The sequence below is a fragment of the Kitasatospora sp. NPDC050543 genome, from assembly GCF_044457565.1.
Classification (GTDB): domain Bacteria; phylum Actinomycetota; class Actinomycetes; order Streptomycetales; family Streptomycetaceae; genus Kitasatospora.
On record NZ_JBITGZ010000004.1, the window covers coordinates 222,262 to 241,028 of the forward strand.

Annotated in this window: 14 protein-coding genes and 1 pseudogene; 8 read left to right on the forward strand and 7 right to left on the reverse strand. The window is 71.9% G+C overall.

What is annotated here, in order from left to right; all coding sequences use genetic code 11:
- Nucleotides 1-2: 2 nt before the first annotated feature.
- The gene (locus ACIBH3_RS06950; protein WP_396310854.1) at nt 3-845 is read right to left on the reverse strand and encodes a papain-like cysteine protease family protein; all 843 of its coding nucleotides are present in this window, start codon (nt 843-845) and stop codon (nt 3-5) included.
- 808 nt (nt 846-1,653) lie between these two features.
- On the opposite strand from ACIBH3_RS06950, the gene ACIBH3_RS06955 reads away from it, so the two are divergent.
- The 3 genes from ACIBH3_RS06955 (at nt 1,654) to ACIBH3_RS06965 (ending at nt 5,089) form a co-directional block, all read left to right on the forward strand.
- Complete coding sequence (locus ACIBH3_RS06955; protein ID WP_396310855.1) at nt 1,654-2,817, forward strand: FAD-dependent oxidoreductase; 1,164 nt, start codon at nt 1,654-1,656, stop codon at nt 2,815-2,817.
- 470 nt (nt 2,818-3,287) lie between these two features.
- On the forward strand, nt 3,288-4,214 hold the full coding sequence (locus tag ACIBH3_RS06960) for an endonuclease/exonuclease/phosphatase family protein (protein WP_396310856.1): 927 nt from the start codon (nt 3,288-3,290) through the stop codon (nt 4,212-4,214).
- 203 nt (nt 4,215-4,417) lie between these two features.
- Nucleotides 4,418-5,089: a DNA-binding protein gene (locus ACIBH3_RS06965; RefSeq protein ID WP_396310857.1), complete on the forward strand. Its 672-nt coding sequence runs from the start codon at nt 4,418-4,420 to the stop codon at nt 5,087-5,089.
- A gap of 196 nt (nt 5,090-5,285) precedes the next feature.
- On the opposite strand, the gene ACIBH3_RS06970 is transcribed toward ACIBH3_RS06965, so the two are convergent.
- On the reverse strand, nt 5,286-5,660 hold the full coding sequence (locus tag ACIBH3_RS06970; RefSeq protein ID WP_396310858.1) for a VOC family protein: 375 nt from the start codon (nt 5,658-5,660) through the stop codon (nt 5,286-5,288).
- 491 nt (nt 5,661-6,151) lie between these two features.
- On the opposite strand from ACIBH3_RS06970, the gene ACIBH3_RS06975 reads away from it, so the two are divergent.
- Nucleotides 6,152-7,450: a hypothetical protein gene (locus ACIBH3_RS06975; protein WP_396310859.1), complete on the forward strand. Its 1,299-nt coding sequence runs from the start codon at nt 6,152-6,154 to the stop codon at nt 7,448-7,450.
- 275 nt (nt 7,451-7,725) lie between these two features.
- On the opposite strand, the gene ACIBH3_RS06980 is transcribed toward ACIBH3_RS06975, so the two are convergent.
- Nucleotides 7,726-9,252, reverse strand: coding sequence for an ArnT family glycosyltransferase (locus ACIBH3_RS06980; RefSeq protein ID WP_396310860.1), 1,527 nt, complete (start codon nt 9,250-9,252; stop codon nt 7,726-7,728).
- Between the two features lie 619 nt (nt 9,253-9,871).
- Nucleotides 9,872-10,852 (reverse strand): GlxA family transcriptional regulator, encoded by a 981-nt coding sequence (locus ACIBH3_RS06985; RefSeq protein ID WP_396310861.1) that lies wholly within the window; start codon nt 10,850-10,852, stop codon nt 9,872-9,874.
- A gap of 130 nt (nt 10,853-10,982) precedes the next feature.
- Here ACIBH3_RS06985 and ACIBH3_RS06990 point away from each other — a divergent pair, with 130 nt between their 5' ends.
- The gene (locus ACIBH3_RS06990) at nt 10,983-11,954 is read left to right on the forward strand and encodes an NADP-dependent oxidoreductase (protein ID WP_396310862.1); all 972 of its coding nucleotides are present in this window, start codon (nt 10,983-10,985) and stop codon (nt 11,952-11,954) included.
- Nucleotides 11,955-12,383: 429 nt separating this feature from the next.
- Nucleotides 12,384-13,307, forward strand: a complete 924-nt coding sequence (locus ACIBH3_RS06995) for a hypothetical protein (RefSeq protein WP_396310863.1) — start codon at nt 12,384-12,386, stop codon at nt 13,305-13,307.
- A 183-nt stretch (nt 13,308-13,490) separates the two neighbouring features.
- Here the strand turns inward: ACIBH3_RS06995 and ACIBH3_RS07000 are convergent, their stop codons facing one another.
- The gene (locus tag ACIBH3_RS07000; RefSeq protein WP_396310864.1) at nt 13,491-14,825 is read right to left on the reverse strand and encodes an aspartate aminotransferase family protein; all 1,335 of its coding nucleotides are present in this window, start codon (nt 14,823-14,825) and stop codon (nt 13,491-13,493) included.
- A gap of 88 nt (nt 14,826-14,913) precedes the next feature.
- Between ACIBH3_RS07000 and ACIBH3_RS07005 the strand changes: the two genes are divergently transcribed.
- Nucleotides 14,914-15,663 (forward strand): SDR family oxidoreductase, encoded by a 750-nt coding sequence (locus ACIBH3_RS07005; protein WP_396310865.1) that lies wholly within the window; start codon nt 14,914-14,916, stop codon nt 15,661-15,663.
- 33 nt (nt 15,664-15,696) lie between these two features.
- Here ACIBH3_RS07005 and ACIBH3_RS07010 read toward each other — a convergent pair.
- Nucleotides 15,697-16,254 (reverse strand): annotated as a pseudogene (locus tag ACIBH3_RS07010) (DUF6309 family protein); the annotation flags it as partial.
- Nucleotides 16,173-16,988: a phytanoyl-CoA dioxygenase family protein gene (locus ACIBH3_RS07015; protein WP_396310866.1), complete on the reverse strand. Its 816-nt coding sequence runs from the start codon at nt 16,986-16,988 to the stop codon at nt 16,173-16,175. The gene ACIBH3_RS07015 and the pseudogene ACIBH3_RS07010, both read right to left, overlap by 82 nt.
- Nucleotides 16,989-17,716: 728 nt before the next feature.
- Here ACIBH3_RS07015 and ACIBH3_RS07020 point away from each other — a divergent pair.
- Complete coding sequence (locus tag ACIBH3_RS07020; protein WP_396310976.1) at nt 17,717-18,736, forward strand: glycoside hydrolase family 19 protein; 1,020 nt, start codon at nt 17,717-17,719, stop codon at nt 18,734-18,736.
- The last annotated feature ends 31 nt before the right edge of the window (nt 18,737-18,767 follow it).

Below are 18,767 nucleotides of genomic sequence, written 5' to 3' on the forward strand. Positions count from 1 at the left end.
CCTCAGCCGTGGATACCGATGCGGGAGTGGGTCCACTGGAACGAGTTGTTGCTCGAGTACGTGGAGTAGTTCCACCAGGTGTAGGTCTGGGTGGTCGGCCAGGGGTCACCGACCGCGATCATGTTGCTGTTGCTGTCATAGCCGTAGACGACGTTCATGTGGCCGCCGCCGGACCTCCAGCCGATCCGGACGGCGAACGGACGGCCGCCCGCGATCTCGCCGCTGGTCTCGCCGAAGCTGGCGGAGCGGTAGAGGCTGCGACCGCTGTTGGCGAGACCCATCCGGGCCAGGCCGTTGGCCATGTCGTCGAGGGTGGCCGGCTGGTCGTTGCAGTCGACCCAGGTGCCCTGCGCGGCGAGCCGGCAGAAGTCGGCCTGGGAGTAGCCGGTACGGCCCCAGTAGTTGGCGATGGTCAGGCCGGAGGCGTCCCAGCACCACTGGCTCCGGACCTGCTTCTGCATGCTGATGTTCAGCGTCGTCTGCCCGGTCGGCTTGGTGGAGCCGCAGACCGGGAGGCTGCCGGTGTTCTCCTGGATGAAGGTGTCGGCGATGTAGTACGAGCCGGACCAGATCCACCGGGAGTTGTTCTCCACGGTGTCTCCGGTGGTCCGGCACGACATCGAGACCTTCTCGCCGACCCGGGAGGAGCCGGTGATCTGGGCGGAGACGGATGGTTGGGCACGGTGGTTCACGGTGCTGTACCGGCCCTGGCCGCCGGTGACGGTACCGGTGACCAGGCCGGCCTGCGCGAAGGTCCCGATGCCGAGCACCAGGGCGCCGGACACTGCGGCGACGACTGCGGCTATCAGGGTCTTCTTGCGGCGGGACGCGCGGAGTCTGTGCATCGTGCTCCTTGATCCGGGAGTTCGGGTCGGGACCGGCCTGTGCGGCGGGTGGGTGGCCCCTGGCGACGAGGGCGCAGGGCGAGGCGGAAGCGGGAAGGAAGAGCACGGCTACGGCGGCGGCCGGGGATCACGGGGGAGCGACGCTCACCGACGACCGACCGTCAGGAGATCCTTCCTCAAGGTCGGCGTCGGCGTGGGCGCCGGCGCCGCTCGCCGCTCGCCGCTCGCGACACCGCCGGAAGCGGCCGTGCAGGCGAGGACCCCCGCGGTGGTCGCGATGGTCGCGAAAGGCACCACACGGCTGTCGCGCCGTCCTTTGACCACGCTTCCACGACCGGACAAACCACACCTCATTCCTGCAGCGGGGCCGAGTGTCGGGAATCCTGCCAGAAGGCCGGACCGCGTCGAACGCGCGTGTTCTATACGCGAAGATGTACTCGGTTCAACCATCAGGAGCTGATCCGCGACTGGCCGTCAACTGAGGTGCAGTAGAGGCGGGTCGACCGACGTGGCCGCCAGTGGTCTAGTCCACAGTGACGAGCTGGTAACACTGGCTTTATGTAAACGTTATGCTTCGTGATCCACCGTTAGATGCGCCGTCAAGTGGTGAAATTGCACAGAGTCGGCGCAATGTAACTCTCCATCATTTCCAGAAGTGGTGATTGGAAGCCTTCCAAGACAGGCTTATGAACGCCGAAGCCACGGCGCCGTGGCAGGCGCGGGGGAGGGGGCCCGCCGGTGGTGTGCCGACTCCTCGCGCCGGGTGGCCGTGCTCCCGCCCGCAGCCCGGCCGACTAGAGTGCCGGGCATGGCGATCGACACGGATGTGGCGGTGGTGGGGGCGGGGCCGGTCGGCTTGAGCGCCGCCCTGCTGCTCGCCCGTGCGGGGCTCGGTGTGGTGGTGCTGGAACGCCGTCCCGGTCCGGTGACCGAGTCCCGGGCGACGGACCTGCACGCGCGGACCCTGGAGGCCCTGGCCCCGAGCGGGCTGGCCGAAGCGCTGCACCCGCTGGGCCGGCGCGTGGACGCGGTCGAGATGTGGACGCAAGGGCGCAGGCTGGGCGGCTTCGACCTGGCCCGGCTGCGCTCCCCCTACCCGTACATCCTGACCGTCCCACAGTGCGCGGCCGAGGGCCTGCTCGCCGAGCAGGCCGAGCGCGCGGGCGTGCGCGTCCACCGCTCGGCGGCCGTCCGGTCGGTCGACGAGGACGCCGACGGCGTCACCGTGCTGTCCGACTCCCTCGACCCGCTGCGTGCCCGCTGGGTGGTGGCAGCCGACGGCGCGTCGAGCACGCTGCGCGCCCTGGCCGGTACGGCGTTCCGCGGCCGCACCTACGCCGGCGCGTGGCAGCTCGCCGACCTGCGGGTCGAGGATCCCTCGCTGGACCCGACGCGTGTGCACATGGTCGGCGGGCCGCGCGGCCTTCTCGTGGTGCTCCCGATGCACCTCGACGGCTGGGCCCGGGTGGTGCTGCACCTGCCGCACGGCCCCGCGCCGAGCGGCGCGGACCCCACGGCGGCGCTCGCCGCCGAGGCGGCGGCCCGCGGATGGACGGCGGCCGTCCGCGAATGCCGCTGGACGAGCACCTTCCGCACCCACCGGCGCCTCGCCGCACGACACGGGAGCCGACGGGTGCTGCTGATCGGCGACGCCGCCCACGTGTGCAGCCCGGTCGGCGGGCAGGGGCTCAACCTCGGCCTGCGGGACGCCGTCTCACTCGCCGCCGCCCTGCCCGTCGCGACCGCCCGCGGCGGCCCGGAGGCCGACGGGCTCACCGCCTGGCGCCGTGCCCGCCGCGCCGACGCCCTGCGCGTGCTCGCCCGCACCGACCTCGCCACCCGCGCCTGGACGCTGCGCTCGGCACCCGCCCGCGCCGTACGGGACACGGCCCTGCGCGGCGCCCTCACCACCCCGGCCGGGCGCCGCCTGCTCGCCGAGGCCGTCGCAGGCCCGCGCCCGGCCCGTTCCTGAACGGGTGCGTGTACGGGTGCCTGAACGGTGGACGTCCCACGCCTGAGCCGGGCACACAGGCCCGCAGCTACCCGGCTGCGGGCCTGCCGCATTCCCGGAAGCCACCCCACACCACCCAGCACCGCGAGAGGATGAGCGCCACGCCAACTACGCGCAGGAGCACAACATGCTCGAACCCTGGCACATCGTCGGCCTGGTCCTGCTCGCCCTCGTGGCCATCTCGGTCGGCATCGTCTACATCGTGAGGTCAGTGAGACGAAGGTGACGCAGCCGAACGAGCCGTGCCCCCGCCCGGAAGGGCGAAGGGCGCAGCCGTGATCTGCGGTTCTGTCCCTGCTCGGCGGCGATTCGGTGGGGTCGGTACTCCCCGGTGCGGAACGCCCGGTCGCCGGTGCACAGCTGACGGACCCCCGTCCCTGCGCCGCTGGGGTGCGTCGGTGGGGCGGTAGGCGGGCGGCTATCGTCGGGTGGTGCGCGTGGCGACCTTCAACGTTCTGCACGGCCTGCCCATGGACCGGGGGCGGCCGGTGCCTGCCGGGGCCGGGGCGGATCCGGCGGCGCCGCTCGCCGAGGCGATCGGCTCGCTCGACGCCGACGTGCTGGCGCTCCAGGAGCTCGACCGGTTCCAGGAGCGGTCGGGCGGCGTCGACCAGGCCGCGCTCGCGGCTGTCGCGGCCAACGCCTGCGACTGGCGCTACGCGTCGGCGCTGCACGGACGTTCCGTTCCGGGTAAGGGGTGGGTGCTCGACCGGTCCGCGCCCGGACTGCGGGTGTCCGGGCCGGCGGACAGCGGGACGGCACACGGCGATCCACCCCACGGCGATCCGACCCGCGATGTTCCGTCCCACGGCATCGCGCTGTTCACCCGGCTGCCGGTGCGGGCCTGGCGGGCGCGCGGGCTTGCGGCGGCGCCGTTGGCGCTGCCTCTGCGGGTGCCCCGCCGGCCGGGCCTCACCCTGGTCCGGGACCAGCCACGCGCCGCGATCGCGGCGGTGCTGGAGGGCGAGCGGGGGCCGTTCACGGTGCTGGCGGTGCATCTGTCGTTCGTCCCGGGGTGGAACGTGCGGCAACTGCTCGCGCTGCGCTCCTGGATCGCGGATCTGCCCCGGCCGCACGTCCTGCTGGGTGACTTCAATCTGGTCGCCGGGCTGCCCCGGGCCGTTCTCGACGGCGGTGCGATGCTGTCGGCCGTGACCAGCGGGCCGCGAGAGGCACGCGCCGCGCGGCGGCGCTGGCACGACCTCGCGCGTGCCGCCACGTATCCCGCTCACCGTCCGCTGGTCCAGTTCGACCACATTCTGGCGTCCGGCCTCCGGCCGACCCAGGGCCCGGCACCTCGGACGCCGCAACTGCCGGTGTCCGACCACCGGCCCCTGCTGGCCGAAGTGGACTGGTGATCTCCGCCGGGCGCAGGGCGGGAGCCGCCGGTCCGGTCAGGTCAAGTCCGGCGCTCGGCTGCCGGGTGATCAGGAGGTGGCACCCGACGGGAACGGTGGGGCCGGCCATGGTGGCCGGGTCAGGCCGGGTCAGGGAGCGGCGTGGACGGGCGTACGGTGGCAGTGCGTTTCGTGTCGGAGGGAGAGGCACCGGAGGTGTGCGGGTGTTCGTCACGACCGGTCAGGCGGGTACGGCACTGGGGTGCTCGATCCCGACGGTGAAGAAGCTGATGGCGACCGGAGCCGTGCCCGGAATCGCGGACCGGGGCCGACAGGTGTTCCCCCTGACGGCGCTCCAGGCACTCCAGCGACTGCCGGCCGCGGACCTCACCGCGTTGAAGAGCCGCGAGGTCGCGGTGCTGCGCGCGGATGCCCCCGCCCTGGTGGAGGAGGACGACCGGCAGTGGACCGGCTACGGCGCCACCCTCGCCGAACGCGAGCTGCTGGCAGCCCTGATCGGCTGGTGGCGCTGCGCCCCGCAGCGGGTCGCCACGCCCGGCGTACTGCCGGTGACCGTGGCCGGGTTCGTGGTCGCGGTCCTCACGAACCTCGACGAGTGGCAGACCCGCGGCACGGGCCCAGCCGCCCGCCACCGCTTCGCCGCCGCCCGCCTCGCCGGCTACCTCACCGATCTGACGCACCCCGTGAACGCCGCAGCCTCCGCCTCAGCGGACGACCGGCGCCTGGCGGACCTGCTGCTCGGCACCCGCCTGCACTCCGTCTCCGGCGGCCCGATCGCCTACGTCCCCACCCGACCCGCCGAACCGCCCGCCGCCTCGGACCAGGGCGGAGCAAGCGAGGTCCGCGGCCGGGTGGCCCCGCAGCAGCAGCGGTGAAGAGCGGCGACGGCATGGCCCGGACGCCCGGCCCCGCGAGGCCGACATGGTTCTCGGGACCGGGCGGGGTGACCTCGCCGGCCCGTGCCGGTTCGCCCTGGGAACCGGCCGGCCGGTCGCCTGGTCGGGAGCCCTTGTCTCGGGAGCCCTGTTTCGGCTGCCCTGCGTCGGATGCCCGACCAGGCCGGCGCCCCGGCTACAGGTAGGGGCGGGTGATCAGCTCGATCGCGTGACCGGCGGGGTCCTTGAAGTACACCCCTCGACCGCCGTGCTCGTGGTTGATCTCGCCTGATCGCCGCATCTGCGGATCGGCCCAGTGCACGATGCCGCGATCGCACAGTCGCTGGTACGCCCGATCGAACAGCTCGTCGTCGACCAGGAACGCGTAGTGCTGCATCTGGATCTCCACCGGCGGCTGGGCGAACTGGAGCAGCACACCGTCGGTGAGTTGGACGTTGATGAACGGGCCCCAGGACGGTGCTTCCGGCAGCTCCAGCAGTTCCCGGAAGAACCGGGCCGACTCGCTGCGGTCCTTGGCGGCGATGATGGTGTGGTTGAACGTGACAGTCATTGGGCTGACCTCGCTGGTGTTCGACAGGAAGAACGGACTCGCGGTGCAGGAGCACGGGGAGGTCCGCGTGTCGAACCGAGGGGGTGCGTCGTGCGCACCCGCTGTGCGATCAGCCCCCCACCGGGTGGCCAATCCGTGTGTGGCGTAGCAGCGCCGGTCCGGTGTTCACACCGGGTGACCCTACATGATCCTCTCGGCCGCGACAATGGCGGTGATCGGCTGTCAGGTATCCCGTCACGCAGCCCTGGAGGGGCAGTTGGTCCACCTTGCCCGGGTGGGGACGGCAGCGGTGTGTGCATCGAGTGTCGCACCTGGACCCGGCCGCGGGGGTGGTGACGGGCAGTGGGATGATCCCACCCGCAGTACGGGCGTCGCTGAGAAGACGCCATGCATGTGTTCATAGGGGGGATTGAGAGTTCATGTCATCGATAGACCGTTCCGGCCGGACCGACCGCAGGACGGGCCGCAGGAAGAGCCGCACAACCGGGACCGTGCTGGCCGCCTCCGCAGCCGTCCTCGCGTTGCTCGCCACCTCCGCCTGTGGCCCGGACAACAGCCCCGCCGAGGGCGGCGATGCCGCCGCCGCGGCCGGCCAGGGTGCCCTGGGGCTGCCGGCGGACCTGAACGACCTGAAGAAGTGGAAGTCCGACGACTGGGAGAAGTGGGCGAAGCAGGACGCCATCCCCACCGTCGTCAAGGGATTCTGGACCCTTGAGAAGCTCCTGGAGGCCAAGCCGATCACCCAGGGCCCGGCGCCGGTGCCGACGCCGGGCCCGACGGCCTCCAAGCCGCCGGCCACCCAGGGGCCCGCCACGCAGGCCCCGGCGAGCCAGGCCCCGACGCCCACCAAGGCGCCGGTGACCCAGACTCCGACCTCGGCCCCGAAGGCCACCAAGACACCTGCGACCCAGGCGCCGGCAACGCAGGCTCCCGCAACCCAGGCGCCGGCGACGCAGGCCCCCGCCACCGAGCGGCCGGGCGACAACGGCAACGACCCCGCGCCGCACGTGATCAAGGCAGAGGCCCTCCCGCACCCGTACACCAACTACATGATCGACGGCAGGCTGTTCTCCGTGCACTCCGACGGCCCGGGATCGTGCTCGGCCACCGTGATCTCCGATCCGGCGCACCCGGGCAAGAGCAACCTGGTGTGGACCGCGGGCCACTGCGTCTACGGGGACGGTGCCTTCGCCAAGAACATCACGTTCGTCCCGGGCTACAACAGCACGGGCGCGGCGAGCGGCAAGAAGCAGCCCGACAAGGCGCAGGCCGAGCCGTACGGCGAGTGGCTGATGGCCGACGTCGTCACCACCCCGCAGTGGAAGGCGTTCAAGTCGCACCTCAGCGGCGAGGGCAGCCACTACGACTACGCCATCGTGAAGGTGCAGCCCGCCGAGAACGGCAAGTCCCTGGAGGAGACCGTCGGCGGCTCCGTGCCCGTCTGGTTCAACGCGCCGCGCGACCAGCTGACCGCCACCAGCTACGGCTACCCCGCCGCGCTGCCGTTCGACGGCGCCGAGCTGAACCGCTGCGTGGGAGCCAAGCCGAGCCGGATCTCCTGGGACGCGTCCCGCCCGCCGCTGCTCGCCATCGGCTGCACCATGACCCCGGGTTCGAGCGGTGGCGGCTGGCTCGCCAACCGGGACGGCAAGCCCGCCCTGATCAGCGACAACGCCGCCTGCGACTGCGAGGAGAACGCACAGGGCGTCTGGACGACGACCTGGATGGCCGGACCGTACCTGGACGACCAGGCCGCAGGGCTGCTGGACTACGTGTCCAAGAAGCACTGACACCGCGTCATCGGCAACGGCCGTCCCGCCTGCGGGAATGACGGGGACGGCCACATCGCGCGGCCGGAGTGATGCCGGAGTGATCAGGCCGCCAACGGGCCGCCAATGGGCCGTGAGCCGGCCGCGAGCAGGCCGGGCAGACGCTCGGCCGGGTTGCCGGCCGAGCGTCCTCGGAGTCCTGGCCGTGGGGCGATGTTCCGTACCGCCGGGGGCCCGCAGCCCCCGGCGGCTGCGCCGTTCGTCCGATCTGGGCGGCTACGGCCCGCCCTCCCCGGTCAGGCCAGGGAGTGCAGGCCCGGCCAGAGCTTGGACCAGGGCGTCCGCAGGCCCTCGCAGAGCCAGACCGCCTTGCCCCGGGTGCTGTTCCGGACGGCGATCCCGTTGTCGACCGTGGCCACTCGGCGCACGCTCGCGAATTCGTCACGCAGGGCGGCCTCGTCGCCGCCGACGTACAGTACGGCGCCCGAGTCGTCCGGCGGTGCGCCGAAGTACCAGGCGCCCCGGTGGGGGCTGTAGGCCGGCGGCAGGTCGCGCCCGGGTCCGTACCGGTCGAGCGCGGCCGCCGCCCAGAAGGTGTCCGTGACGATCACCGCGTGCTGCTGCCGGTCCGCGGGCAGCTCGCGGTAGGCAGCGGCGACGGTGTCCGCGAGCTGCGGCCAGCCGATCGTCTCCGTCGTCGAGAAGTTGGCGCCCTGCGGGGTGTGCGCGACGGCGGACGCCGGATACACGGGCAGTCCGACGAGCGCAACGACCGTACTGATGGCGAACGCGGTGGTGCCGAAGCCCCAGCGCCACCCGCGTGCCGCCGGACGGTGCTGGAGCGACACCGCGCCCGCTGCCCAGAGCACCGGGAACAGCCCGGCGACGTAGTAGGCCCGGCCATCGGTGACCAGGAAGAACGCGGTCACGCCGACCGCCGCGTAGCCGAGAAAGCTGTACGGGCGCAGCGCCTGTGACCTGAGCAGCCGCCACAGACCCGCGCACATCAGCAGCACCAGCGGGAAGCCCGACAGGAGCAGTGCCAGCGGCACGAAGGCCACCCGGCCGCCGAACAGCGCGTCGTCCTCGGCGGCGATCACGTCCGTCATCTGTGCCTGGGGCCAGCCGTGGTCTGCCTGCCAGAGCAGGCTGGGCACCGTCACCAGGACGGCGACGGCTGCGGCCGCCCACAGCGCGGGACGGGCCAGCAGCCGGCGCGGGCCGACCGCGGCCACACCGCAGAGCGAGGCCAGCAGGAACACTCCGACCAGGTACTTGTTCTGCAGGGCAAGCGCGGACGCCGGGCCGAGCCAGAGCAGCAGGCGGTCATCGCGCAGCCGGACCCAGCGCACCAGCAGCCAGCTGATCAGCGTCCAGAAGAACACGTCCAGGGTCGGGGTGATCAGCAGGTGACCGAAGACCACCACGATCGGCGAGACCGCGAAGGCGCCCGCGCTGAGCACCTGGGCCCGGCGTCGCCCGCCCAGCTCGCGGGCGATCAGGGCGCAGAGCACGGCGCCGGCGGCGGTGAGCAGTGTGGCCGGAAGGCGGAGCATCATCAGGTTGCCGGGGAACAGGGTGTCCAGGGCGTGGGCGAGCAGCGGCAGCAGCGGCGGCTGGTCGACGTAGCCCCAGGCCGGATGCTTTCCGGCGGACAGGAAGTACAGCTCGTCGCCGAAGTAGCCGTAGCGGCCGCTGGTCAGCAGCAGTACGAGGGCGAGGACGCCGGCGATGACCGCCACCGGCCGCGCGGCGAACGGCTCGATGTGTGCTTCACCCGCCCCGGTGGGCAGGGAGGGCTCTGCCGGGCGCAGCCGGAGCACGGCTCCTTCGGAAGCAGGAGTGGGCGTGGGAGTGGGTGCGGGTGTCGATTCCGATATTCGTTCGACTTCAGGCGCTTGCCGGGGTTCGTGTGGGTCGGCGCGCGGCGAGGTGGGTGGCGATCCGGCGATGTGACTTCCAGGGCTCACGTCTTCTCCACGTGGTCGGGTAGTCGCATTCGTGCGGTCGGCTTTCGGCGGCCGCCTCGAATGCCTTCTCAGTGCTCACGTTCCCGGGTGTTCGAGCGATGCCTGAAGAATAGGCGGTGGATTCGATGTGGCCACCCTGACCATATGACAGCACCTCTTTCCGGCCACGAAGTTGTTTCACCTATCGGCGGAGTTTCAAACCCGCCGGAGTTGGAGAACGCCATCGCGGTGGGTGGGTGCTCGGCCCGGGTCTGCGGGTCACCCCGTCGGAGGCCGAGTACCTGACGGACCGGTTCGCCGACGTGGGGCCCTCGCAAGCCCGCCGGGGCCTTGTTGATCGCTTTCGGCGTGTCATCCGGCGCGTACGCAGGAAGATGACGACGCGGATGAGTTCGACGCCGGCCCGCCGCGGCCGACTGCTGCGAAGCAGCGGGCCGGTCCAGGACGCGGCCGGGTCGGTGGTTGCTCGCGGCTACCGTGCCGGACCGCCGGTGGGGGTGGGGCGGAAGGTGCGGCGGTAGGCCTGGGGCGTGACCCCGATGGCGGCGTGGAGGTGCTGGCGCAGGGACACTCCGGTGCCGAAGCCGGCGCGGTCGGCGACCAGGTCGACGGGCCAGTCCGTGCTCTCCAGCAGGTGCCGGGCCAGGTCGACGCGCCGGCGGATGAGCCACTGGCCGGGGCTGGTGCCGACCTCGTCGCGGAAGCGGCGGGTGAAGGTACGCACGCTGACGTTGGCGTGGGCGGCCATGTCGGCCAGGGTGAGGGGTTCGGCGAGGCGCTCCATGACCCAGGCCTGGGTGGGAGCGGTGCCGGCAGCGGAGGAGCTCGGGACGGGGCGCCGGATGTACTGGGCCTGGCCGCCGTCGCGCCAGGGCGGTACGACGCAGGAGCGGGCGACCTCGTTGGCGATGTCGCTGCCGTGGTCGCGGCGGACGATGTGCAGGCACAGGTCGATGCCGGCGGCCACCCCGGCGGAGGTGAGGATCTCGCCGTCGTCGACGAAGAGGACGTCGGGGTCGATGCGTGCGGTGGTGAACAGGCGCTGAAGGCGGTCGGCCTCGCGCCAGTGGGTGGTCGCCGGGCGGCCGTCGAGCAGTCCGGCGGCGGCCAGCACGTAGGTGCCGGTGCAGATCGCCACGATCCGGGTCCCGGGCCGGACGGCGGCCAGGGCGTCGCGGAGGGTGTCGGGCAGGCGGCCCTCCTCGCGGATGGGGCCGAGCGCCTGGGAGGGCGGGATGACGACGGTGTCGACGGTGGCCAGTAGGGACGCGTCGTGGGAGACGGCGAGCCGGTAGTCGGCATCGGTGCGGACGGCGGAGCCGTCCAGGCTGCAGGTGGTCACGCGGTAGAGCCGGTTGCCCGCGCCGTCACGGGCGGCGCCGAAGATCCGCGCGGGGATGCCGAGCTCGAAGGGGACGACGCCGTCCAGGGCCAGAACGCCGACGTGGTGCATGGCCCGATCCTTTCATTCCGTGACCATCCGGCCACTACTGGGGGGCTGTCCGCCCGGGGAGTCTGAGGGCGTGCCCGGGAGAACCCGGCGCAGACCACCGGAAACCCACCGCAGAAGAGAGCACGTCATCATGGACCAGACGGCGACCGTCCCCACGACCATGCGCGCCATCTCCCAGGACATCGCCGGAGCCCCGGACGTCCTCAAGCTCGTCGAGACGCAGCGGCCGCGCCCGGGCCGGGGCGAGATCCTGGTCCGGGTGCACGCGGCGGGTGTGAACCCGGCCGACTGGAAGACCCGCGAGCGCGGCGTCTTCGCCACCGGCGCCACGCCGCCGTTCACGCTCGGGTTCGACGTCTCCGGTGTGATCGAGCAGGTCGGCGTCGGGGTGACGCTCTTCCAGGTGGGCGACGAGGTGTTCGGGATGCCGCGCTTCCCGCACCCGGCGGGCGCCTACGCCGAGTACCTCACCGCCCCGGCACGGCACTTCGCCCCGCGCCCCGAGGGCCTCACCCACCTCCAGGCCGGCGCCCTGCCGCTGGCCGCGCTGACCGCCTGGCAGGTCCTGGTGGACACCGCGGACGTCCGGCCCGGCCAGCGCGTCCTGATCCACGCGGCTGCCGGAGGAGTCGGCCACCTGGCCGTGCAGATCGCCAAGGCCCGGGGCGCGTACGTCATCGGCACGGCCGGCGAAGCCAAGCACGAGCTGCTGCGCTCACTGGGCGCCGACGAGCTGATCGACTACCGCACCCGGGACTTCGCCGAGACCCTTCGCGGCGTCGATGTCGTCCTGGACTCCCTGGGCGGCCCCAGCTGGGCCCGGTCCCTTCGAACGCTGCGGCCGGGCGGCACACTGGTCTCGATCATCCCGCCGGACGACACCTTCCCCGCCGAGGAGGCCGAAGCGGCCGGGGTGCGGGCGGTGTTCATGCTCGTCGAGCCCGACCGCGCGGGGTTGCGCGAGATAGCCTCGCTGGTCGAGGCCGGACGCCTGCGCGTGGTGGCCGACCACGTCTTCCCCCTCGAAGAGGCTGCCCGGGCCCACATACTGGGCGAGACCGGCCGCACTACCGGCAAGATCGTCCTCTCCGTTGCCCCCTGACCTGCGCCGCCGCGCCGGCCCGGGGTGCGGCGGCGGAGCTGCCTGAGGGCCAAGACAACGTCGACGGCTACTGGCCGGGCTGCCCAGCGACACACTCCTGGTCAGCGTTCATTGCCACGTCTGAAGCAAAGGCAACCAAGTACGGTCACGCCCCCCGGATATGGCAGCGGCCTCCCTGAGAGCCCACTGCGAGAGCGGCGCGCCGGATCGCCCGGGCGTTAGGCGTCGGAACGTGGCGACACGCCACCAGTAGGCGGTCGCAGTGCGCAGGTGCCGCCACCCGTCTCCGCGCTGAGCAGGTGCCGGCGCCCGCGAGGACTCTTCCTCGCCCCGGGCCGGGGCCATGCGGACAGACCTGACTCCGAGCGGCCGACCCGGCGGCCGACCCCACTCCGAGGCGGGACAAGCCGGGCAAATAGAGTCGGGGTCATGAAGATCTTCAGGTCCAAAGCCTCAGCCCAGCACGACCCCCACCTGACCGCCCTGACCATCAGCCAGGCCGACTACCTGCGCGAACTGGTGCGCCAGTACCACGCCGGTCTCGGCCCGCAGGTCAGCGTCTCCGGCGACACGCTCCACGCGCCGCAGGGGACCAGATCGCTGTACAACATCGCCGAGTCGTGCCGGCGCGCCGACCCGCGCGAGTGGCCCGGGCTGGTGGAGCAGCACTTCCGTGCCCTCGACGGTGCGGTGGAGGCGACGCCGGAGGGCCCCGAGCAGATCCTTCGCTCGGCCTACCTGCGCCTGGTGCCCGAGGACGCCTTCCCGCCGGAGGCGGCGTCCTCCTTCAGCTACGTCCGGCGGGTCGCGCCCGGGCTGCAGGAGGCGCTCGCACTGGACCTCCCCGATGCGGTGCGGCTCCTCGACGACCGGTTCGTCGCCGGGGTGGGCCTTGAGGAGCTGCGCGCGGCCGGCCGTGCCAACCTGGTCAGGGAGCCGGTCGAGTACGACGTCGCCCACGGTCAGGGCGGTGCGGCCATGCACATCGTGTCCGGCGAGTCGATGTTCGTCGCCAGCAAGGCCCTGGTGCTGGACGACCTGGCCCACTCGGTGACTGGGCGTCAGCTGCCGGAAGAAGGCGCCCTGTTCGTGGTGCCGAGCCGGAACTACCTGGTCTTCCATCCGTTGGCCGACCACCAGGTGGTCGACGCCGTCAACGACCTGGCCGCCTTCGGCCTCGGTGCCCACCAGGACAACCCCGGCCCGCTCTCGCCCCGGCTGTACTGGTGGCGCAAGGGCGCTGTGACCTCCCTGACCCACATCGACGACGCGACGCATTCGTTCTCCATCGCCCCGCCCGAGGAGCTCATGGCCATCCTGCGCCGCCTGCGGGACACCGGCGCCGATGCCTGACATCCACAAGAGCATCGCCGCCGGCGCCTGAGGGCGGAGTCCCGTACCAGGTCGCGGCCGCCGCGGGGGCGGACCGCGCCCGCGGCGGGCCCGGGTGTACCGGGCCCGCTGCGAGGTCGGATCCCCGACCGGTGCGCGATGGCGGCCGCGTCCGACCGCGCCACCGCGCCGGCGCACTGCCGGTCACAGGGCCGTGAACGCCCCCTCCACGGCCGCACAGGTAGCCGCCAACTCGTCCTCGGTCACGGACGCCGACACGAACCAGCACGCCATGCCGTACGCGTTGCTGTGCACGCCGCGCTTGAGCAGCTCGTGCCGGAAGACGTCGTACCGTGCCTGGTCCGCACGCACCAGATCCCGGTACCGCCGGCTCGGGGCGCCGTCCGGGGTGAACACGACCTGGAACATCGCGCCCACCCCCTGCACCGTGCACGGCACACCCCGGTCCCGGGCCGCCCGACGCACCGCCTCCATCACCCGGCGGCCCGCCTCGTCGATGCGCTTCGTCACGGCGGGGTCGGCGAGCGCTCGCAGCGTCACGAGTGCCGCGGTGGCGCACAGGGGGGAGGCGTTGTACGTGCCGCCGTGCTTGACCCGCCCTTCGGCCAGCGGTTCCATGACCTCACGCCGTCCGGCGAAGGCGGCGATCGGCAGCCCACCGCCCAGCGCCTTGGAGAACACCGCGAGATCCGGCAGCACTCCGAACAGGCCCTGCGCGCCCGCCGGTCCGGTACGGAACCCGGTGCACACCTCGTCGAAGATCAGGACGATTCCGCGCCCGGTGCACTCCTCCCGCAGCAGGTCCAGATAGCCCGGCCCGGGCATCGTGCACGCGTTGTTGGCGACGATCGGTTCGCAGATGACCGCCGCCAGCTCGCCCCGGTGCGCGTCGAGGACGGTCCGCAGCGCCGCCGGGTCGTTCCAGGGGCAGACCACCACGTCGTCCACCACTCCCGCGGGGATACCGGGGGAGTGCGGCACGGAGTGCGGTGCGTCGTACGGCCCGGCCTCGCTCTCGCCCGGCCGGTTGGAGATCGCGAGGGTGTCGGACCAGCCGTGGTAGTGCCCCTCGAACTTCACGATGCGCGATCGCCCGGTGTACCCGCGCGCCGCGCGGACGGCCCCCTGGACCGCCTCGGACCCGGAGTTGGCGAATCGGACGAGATCCGCGCACGGCACCATCTGCCTGATCTGCTCGGCAAGTTCGACCTCCGGGACGTTGCAGGTGCCGAACATCGTGCCCGTACTCAGCACACCCGTCAGCGCCTGCGTGATGAGGGGGGAGGCGTGGCCGAGGACGGCACTGCCGTAGGAGATCAGGTAGTCGATGTACTCGTTCCCGTCGACGTCCCGGATACGGGTGCCGCTGCCGCTCTGCATGTAGAGCGGATAGGGGTGCGGGCCGGTGGAGGTCAGCCGGGATGACGAACTGATGCCGCCGGCGAGGGACTCCTGAGCCCGCTCGAACCAGACCCGGCTCCTGTCCGTACCACCGAGGGCCTGGAATTCGCCATTCATCAGCTGCTCCTGTTTGGTGAGGGGAACTGGAGGACACGCTCGGATGACTGTCAGTCAGTAGGTGGAGTCAGAAGGAGAGGTGTGCGAAGTGGCCGAGAGGACGGCTGTCGTCACGGGTGCGGGAAGCGGAATCGGCCGGGCCTGCGCGCTCGGGCTGCTGGCCGACGGCTGGACGGTGGTGCTGACCGGCCGCCGCGAGGAGCCGTTGCGGGAGACCGCCCGGCTGGCGCGGGACGCCGATCGGCGGCGGGCGGTCCCGGAGCCGGCCGACATCACCGATCCCGCCGTCGTCGATGATCTGTTCGCCCGTGTGGCGGACCGCTTCGGCCGTCTCGACCTGCTCTTCAACAACGCCGCCGACACCATGCCGTACACCCCCACCGAGGAGGTGAGCGCCGAGGACTGGCATCGGGTCATGGACTCGATCGCCACCGGTACCTTCCTCTGCTCGCGGGCCGCGTTCCGGGTGATGAAGGACCAGTCCCCGCGCGGCGGCCGGATCATCAACAACGGCGCCCCGTCCGCCCAGGCCCCGAGGCCGGACTCGATCGCCTTCACCGCCGCCAAGCACGCGGTGGCGGGGATGACCCGTTCGCTCTCGCTCGACGGCCGCCGGTACGACATCTCCTGCGGGCAGATCGACATCGGTAACGTGACGCCGGCGGACCGGCCGCAGCCCGCCGTGCGCCAGGCGGACGGCTCACTGCGGGTGGAGCCCACCATGGACGTGCGGCACGTGGTCGACATGGTGCGCGCCATGGCCGCGCTGCCGGTCGGGGTGAACGTGCAGTCCGTCCTGGTCATACCGAGCGCGATGCCGTACGTCGGCCGGGGCTAGCCCGGCCACGTACGCTGGTGTCCACCGGCCGGGAGCGAGCCGTCCGGCCCGCGCCCAGGCGAGCATCCGGTGCAGCCCGTCCAGGTGGATCAGCCCCTTCCGTACCGTCAGCCCCGCGTAGTCCTCCCCGGGCACGGCCTGGGTGCTGAGGAACAGCGGCCTCGGCCGGGCGGCCGCCTGCCGGTCGAGTTTGAGCGTGCACAGCGGATTGGTCCTGGCGTACGAGGCGCCGAGTCCGGCGAGCCGGGCCGCGGCGGCGGCGACCGTGAGTCCCGTCCTCGGGACGAGCTCCACCTCGCCGTCCTCGCCCAGGTGCCAGGGCAGCACCACCGCCAGCAGCTCGGTGTGGTCCAGCTCCACCCGGTGCCAGCGCCCGGCCAGGGTCAGCTGAGCGTTGCGGATGTGGGTCAGGGCCTCGTCGTTCGAGTTGGCCTCGTCGGTGTCGTCTCGGGGATGCTCGCGTGTGAAGTGCCGCAGTACCGTGTCGAACGTGACGGGCTCCATGGCCCTCATGTGCGCTGCCTTTCGCGCTCGTCCTCGTCGGAGGCCTGGTAGGCGCAGAAGTGCCGGTCGGCGAAGAGCTCGGGCCATCGGCCGTGGTCCAGTCCCCGCTCCCGGGCGACGGCCAGCACGTGCCGCCAGTGCGGTTTGACGGGCGGCCACCGGGTGCCCGTCCTGCAATACGAGGCGTCGATCATATAGCGGTGCCCCACGCCGCCCACGCTGCCCGGCGCGGCGCGCCTGGTGTGGAAGAGCGCCGAGTGCAGGACCACGGTGGAGCCCGGCGGCAACTCGTCGATGAGGACCTCGCCCGGCAGTACGGCCGTCCCCAGGTGGTCGATCGCGTGCTTCTCGGCGACCTGCCGCTGAGAGCCGGGCAGGACGGCCAGTCCGCCCATCGCGGGCCGAAGCCCGCCGATGTAGTGCAGGGCATGGACCATCGGATGCCTGCGGTCGCGCTGTGGACGCTGCTCGTAGTCGTGGTGCCAGCTCTTGCCCGGGCCGCCCGGCGGGCGGCGGTCGCTGTGCAGGTGGTGGAAGACGAAGGACGGCCCGAGCAGTTGGCCCAGCAGCTCCAGCAGCGGTGGGTGCGCGGCCAGCTCGCCGTGTGCGGGCAGCTGCAACTCCACGAAGGGCGGCGGCCCGTACTCCCGTGGACGCAGGCAGGCGTCGATCGACCGCTGCCGCAGTCCGGTGTCCACCCAGTGGTCCACCTCGGGCGCGAGTCGCCCGACTAGCTCGGTCGGGAGGAAGCCGGGCAGGACGAGATAGCCGTTCTCGGAGAAGCCCTTGAGCTGAGACTCTCCATCCGCAACGTCGATCATGGAGCGGAACCCTCCTGGTTCACCGGAGTGCGGCCTGAACAGGATCGGAAGTTATCCGCATGGTCACCTTCCCATGCGTGGGTCACGGACAAATGGCCGGAGCGGAATACGGTGGCCGAAACTCCCGTCAGGAATTCCGGCCGCGCATCTGTGGCCGGTACGGGACGGCGGGAACGGGTCGTTCGGGCGGGGTGGGGCCGTTCGCGCGGGAACGGGCACACCGCGCGGTCGGACCGTCCGGATCGGACGGCGCCGGGGCGATATGAATCAGCCGTTCGACTTTGTCGGACATGGCCGAAATCATCACCGGAATCCGTGAGTTGTGTTTGGCGCGGCGGTGTCGTACGGATGCTCTTCGTATACGGTCCGCGCGGATGGCGAGGGCCGTCCTCGGCAGTTCTGACCCGGGGGTTCGACGGTGCACCCCGCACGCCCCACCGGCCACCGGGTCGTCACCGGACGCGCGAGTGCTGCGGTGTCAGAACCAGGCCGCGCCGCAGCTGCGCGAGGACGCGCGCCGCCGGCCGGTCATCAGATAGGGATTACTTAAGGTCTAGACCTATTGACGGGCCTGGGTCAATTCGGTTGAGTGCTGGCACGACCCCCGCTCACAACCCCCACACGAGGAGTCGCACGTGTCGAAGCACCGCAGCATCAGCTCCAAACACCGGATCATCGCCGTCCTGGCGGCCGTTGCGGCCGCGGTCGGCCTGGCAGCGTTCCTGCCGATGGCCGCACCCGCGTTCGCGGCCACGTGCGCGTCACCCTGGACGGCCTCCGCCGTGTACACCGGCGGCATGGGCGCCTCCTACGGCGGCCACAACTGGTCCGCGAAGTGGTGGACCCAGGGCGAGACGCCGAGCACCGGCGGCTCGGGCGTCTGGGCCGACCAGGGCGCCTGCGGTGGCGGCACGCCCACCCCGACGCCGACCCCGACCGCCGGGTCCTGCACCTACCCCGCCTGGGTGGCAGGTCTGAGCTACACCACCGGCGCCATCGTGCGTTACACCGACGGCAACCTCTACATCGCAGAGCACGACAACCCGGGCTACGACCCGGTCGTCAGCACGTGGTACTGGGATCCGTACAACTGCTCCGGCGGCGGCACCACGACCCCGCCCGTGCCCGGCGGCTTCGTCGTCTCCGAGGCGCAGTTCAACCAGATGTTCCCGAACCGGAACCCCTTCTACACCTACGCGGGCCTGACCGCCGCGCTGAGCGCCTACCCCGGCTTCGCGAACACCGGCTCCGACGCGGTCAAGAGGCAGGAGGCGGCCGCGTTCCTCGCCAACGTCAGCCACGAGACCGGCGGGCTCGTCTACGTAGTCGAGCAGAACACCGCCAACTACCCGCACTACTGCGACACTTCACAGTCGTACGGCTGCCCGGCCGGCCAGTCCGCCTACTACGGTCGTGGACCGATCCAGCTGAGCTGGAACTTCAACTACAAGGCCGCCGGCGACGCGCTCGGAATCAACCTGCTCAACAACCCCAACCTGGTGCAGACCGACGCCGCGGTCGCCTGGAAGACCGGTCTCTGGTACTGGAACACCCAGAACGGCCCCGGCACCATGACCGCGCACAACGCGATGGTCAACGGGTCCGGCTTCGGTGAGACGATCCGCAGCATCAACGGCTCGCTGGAGTGCAACGGCGGCAACCCCGCCCAGGTGCAGAGCCGGATCAACGCGTACCAGAGCTTCACCTCGATCCTGGGCGTCGCGCCCGGGAGCAACCTCTCCTGCTGACGCGCCCAGGCTGGGCACGGATCACCCGCGC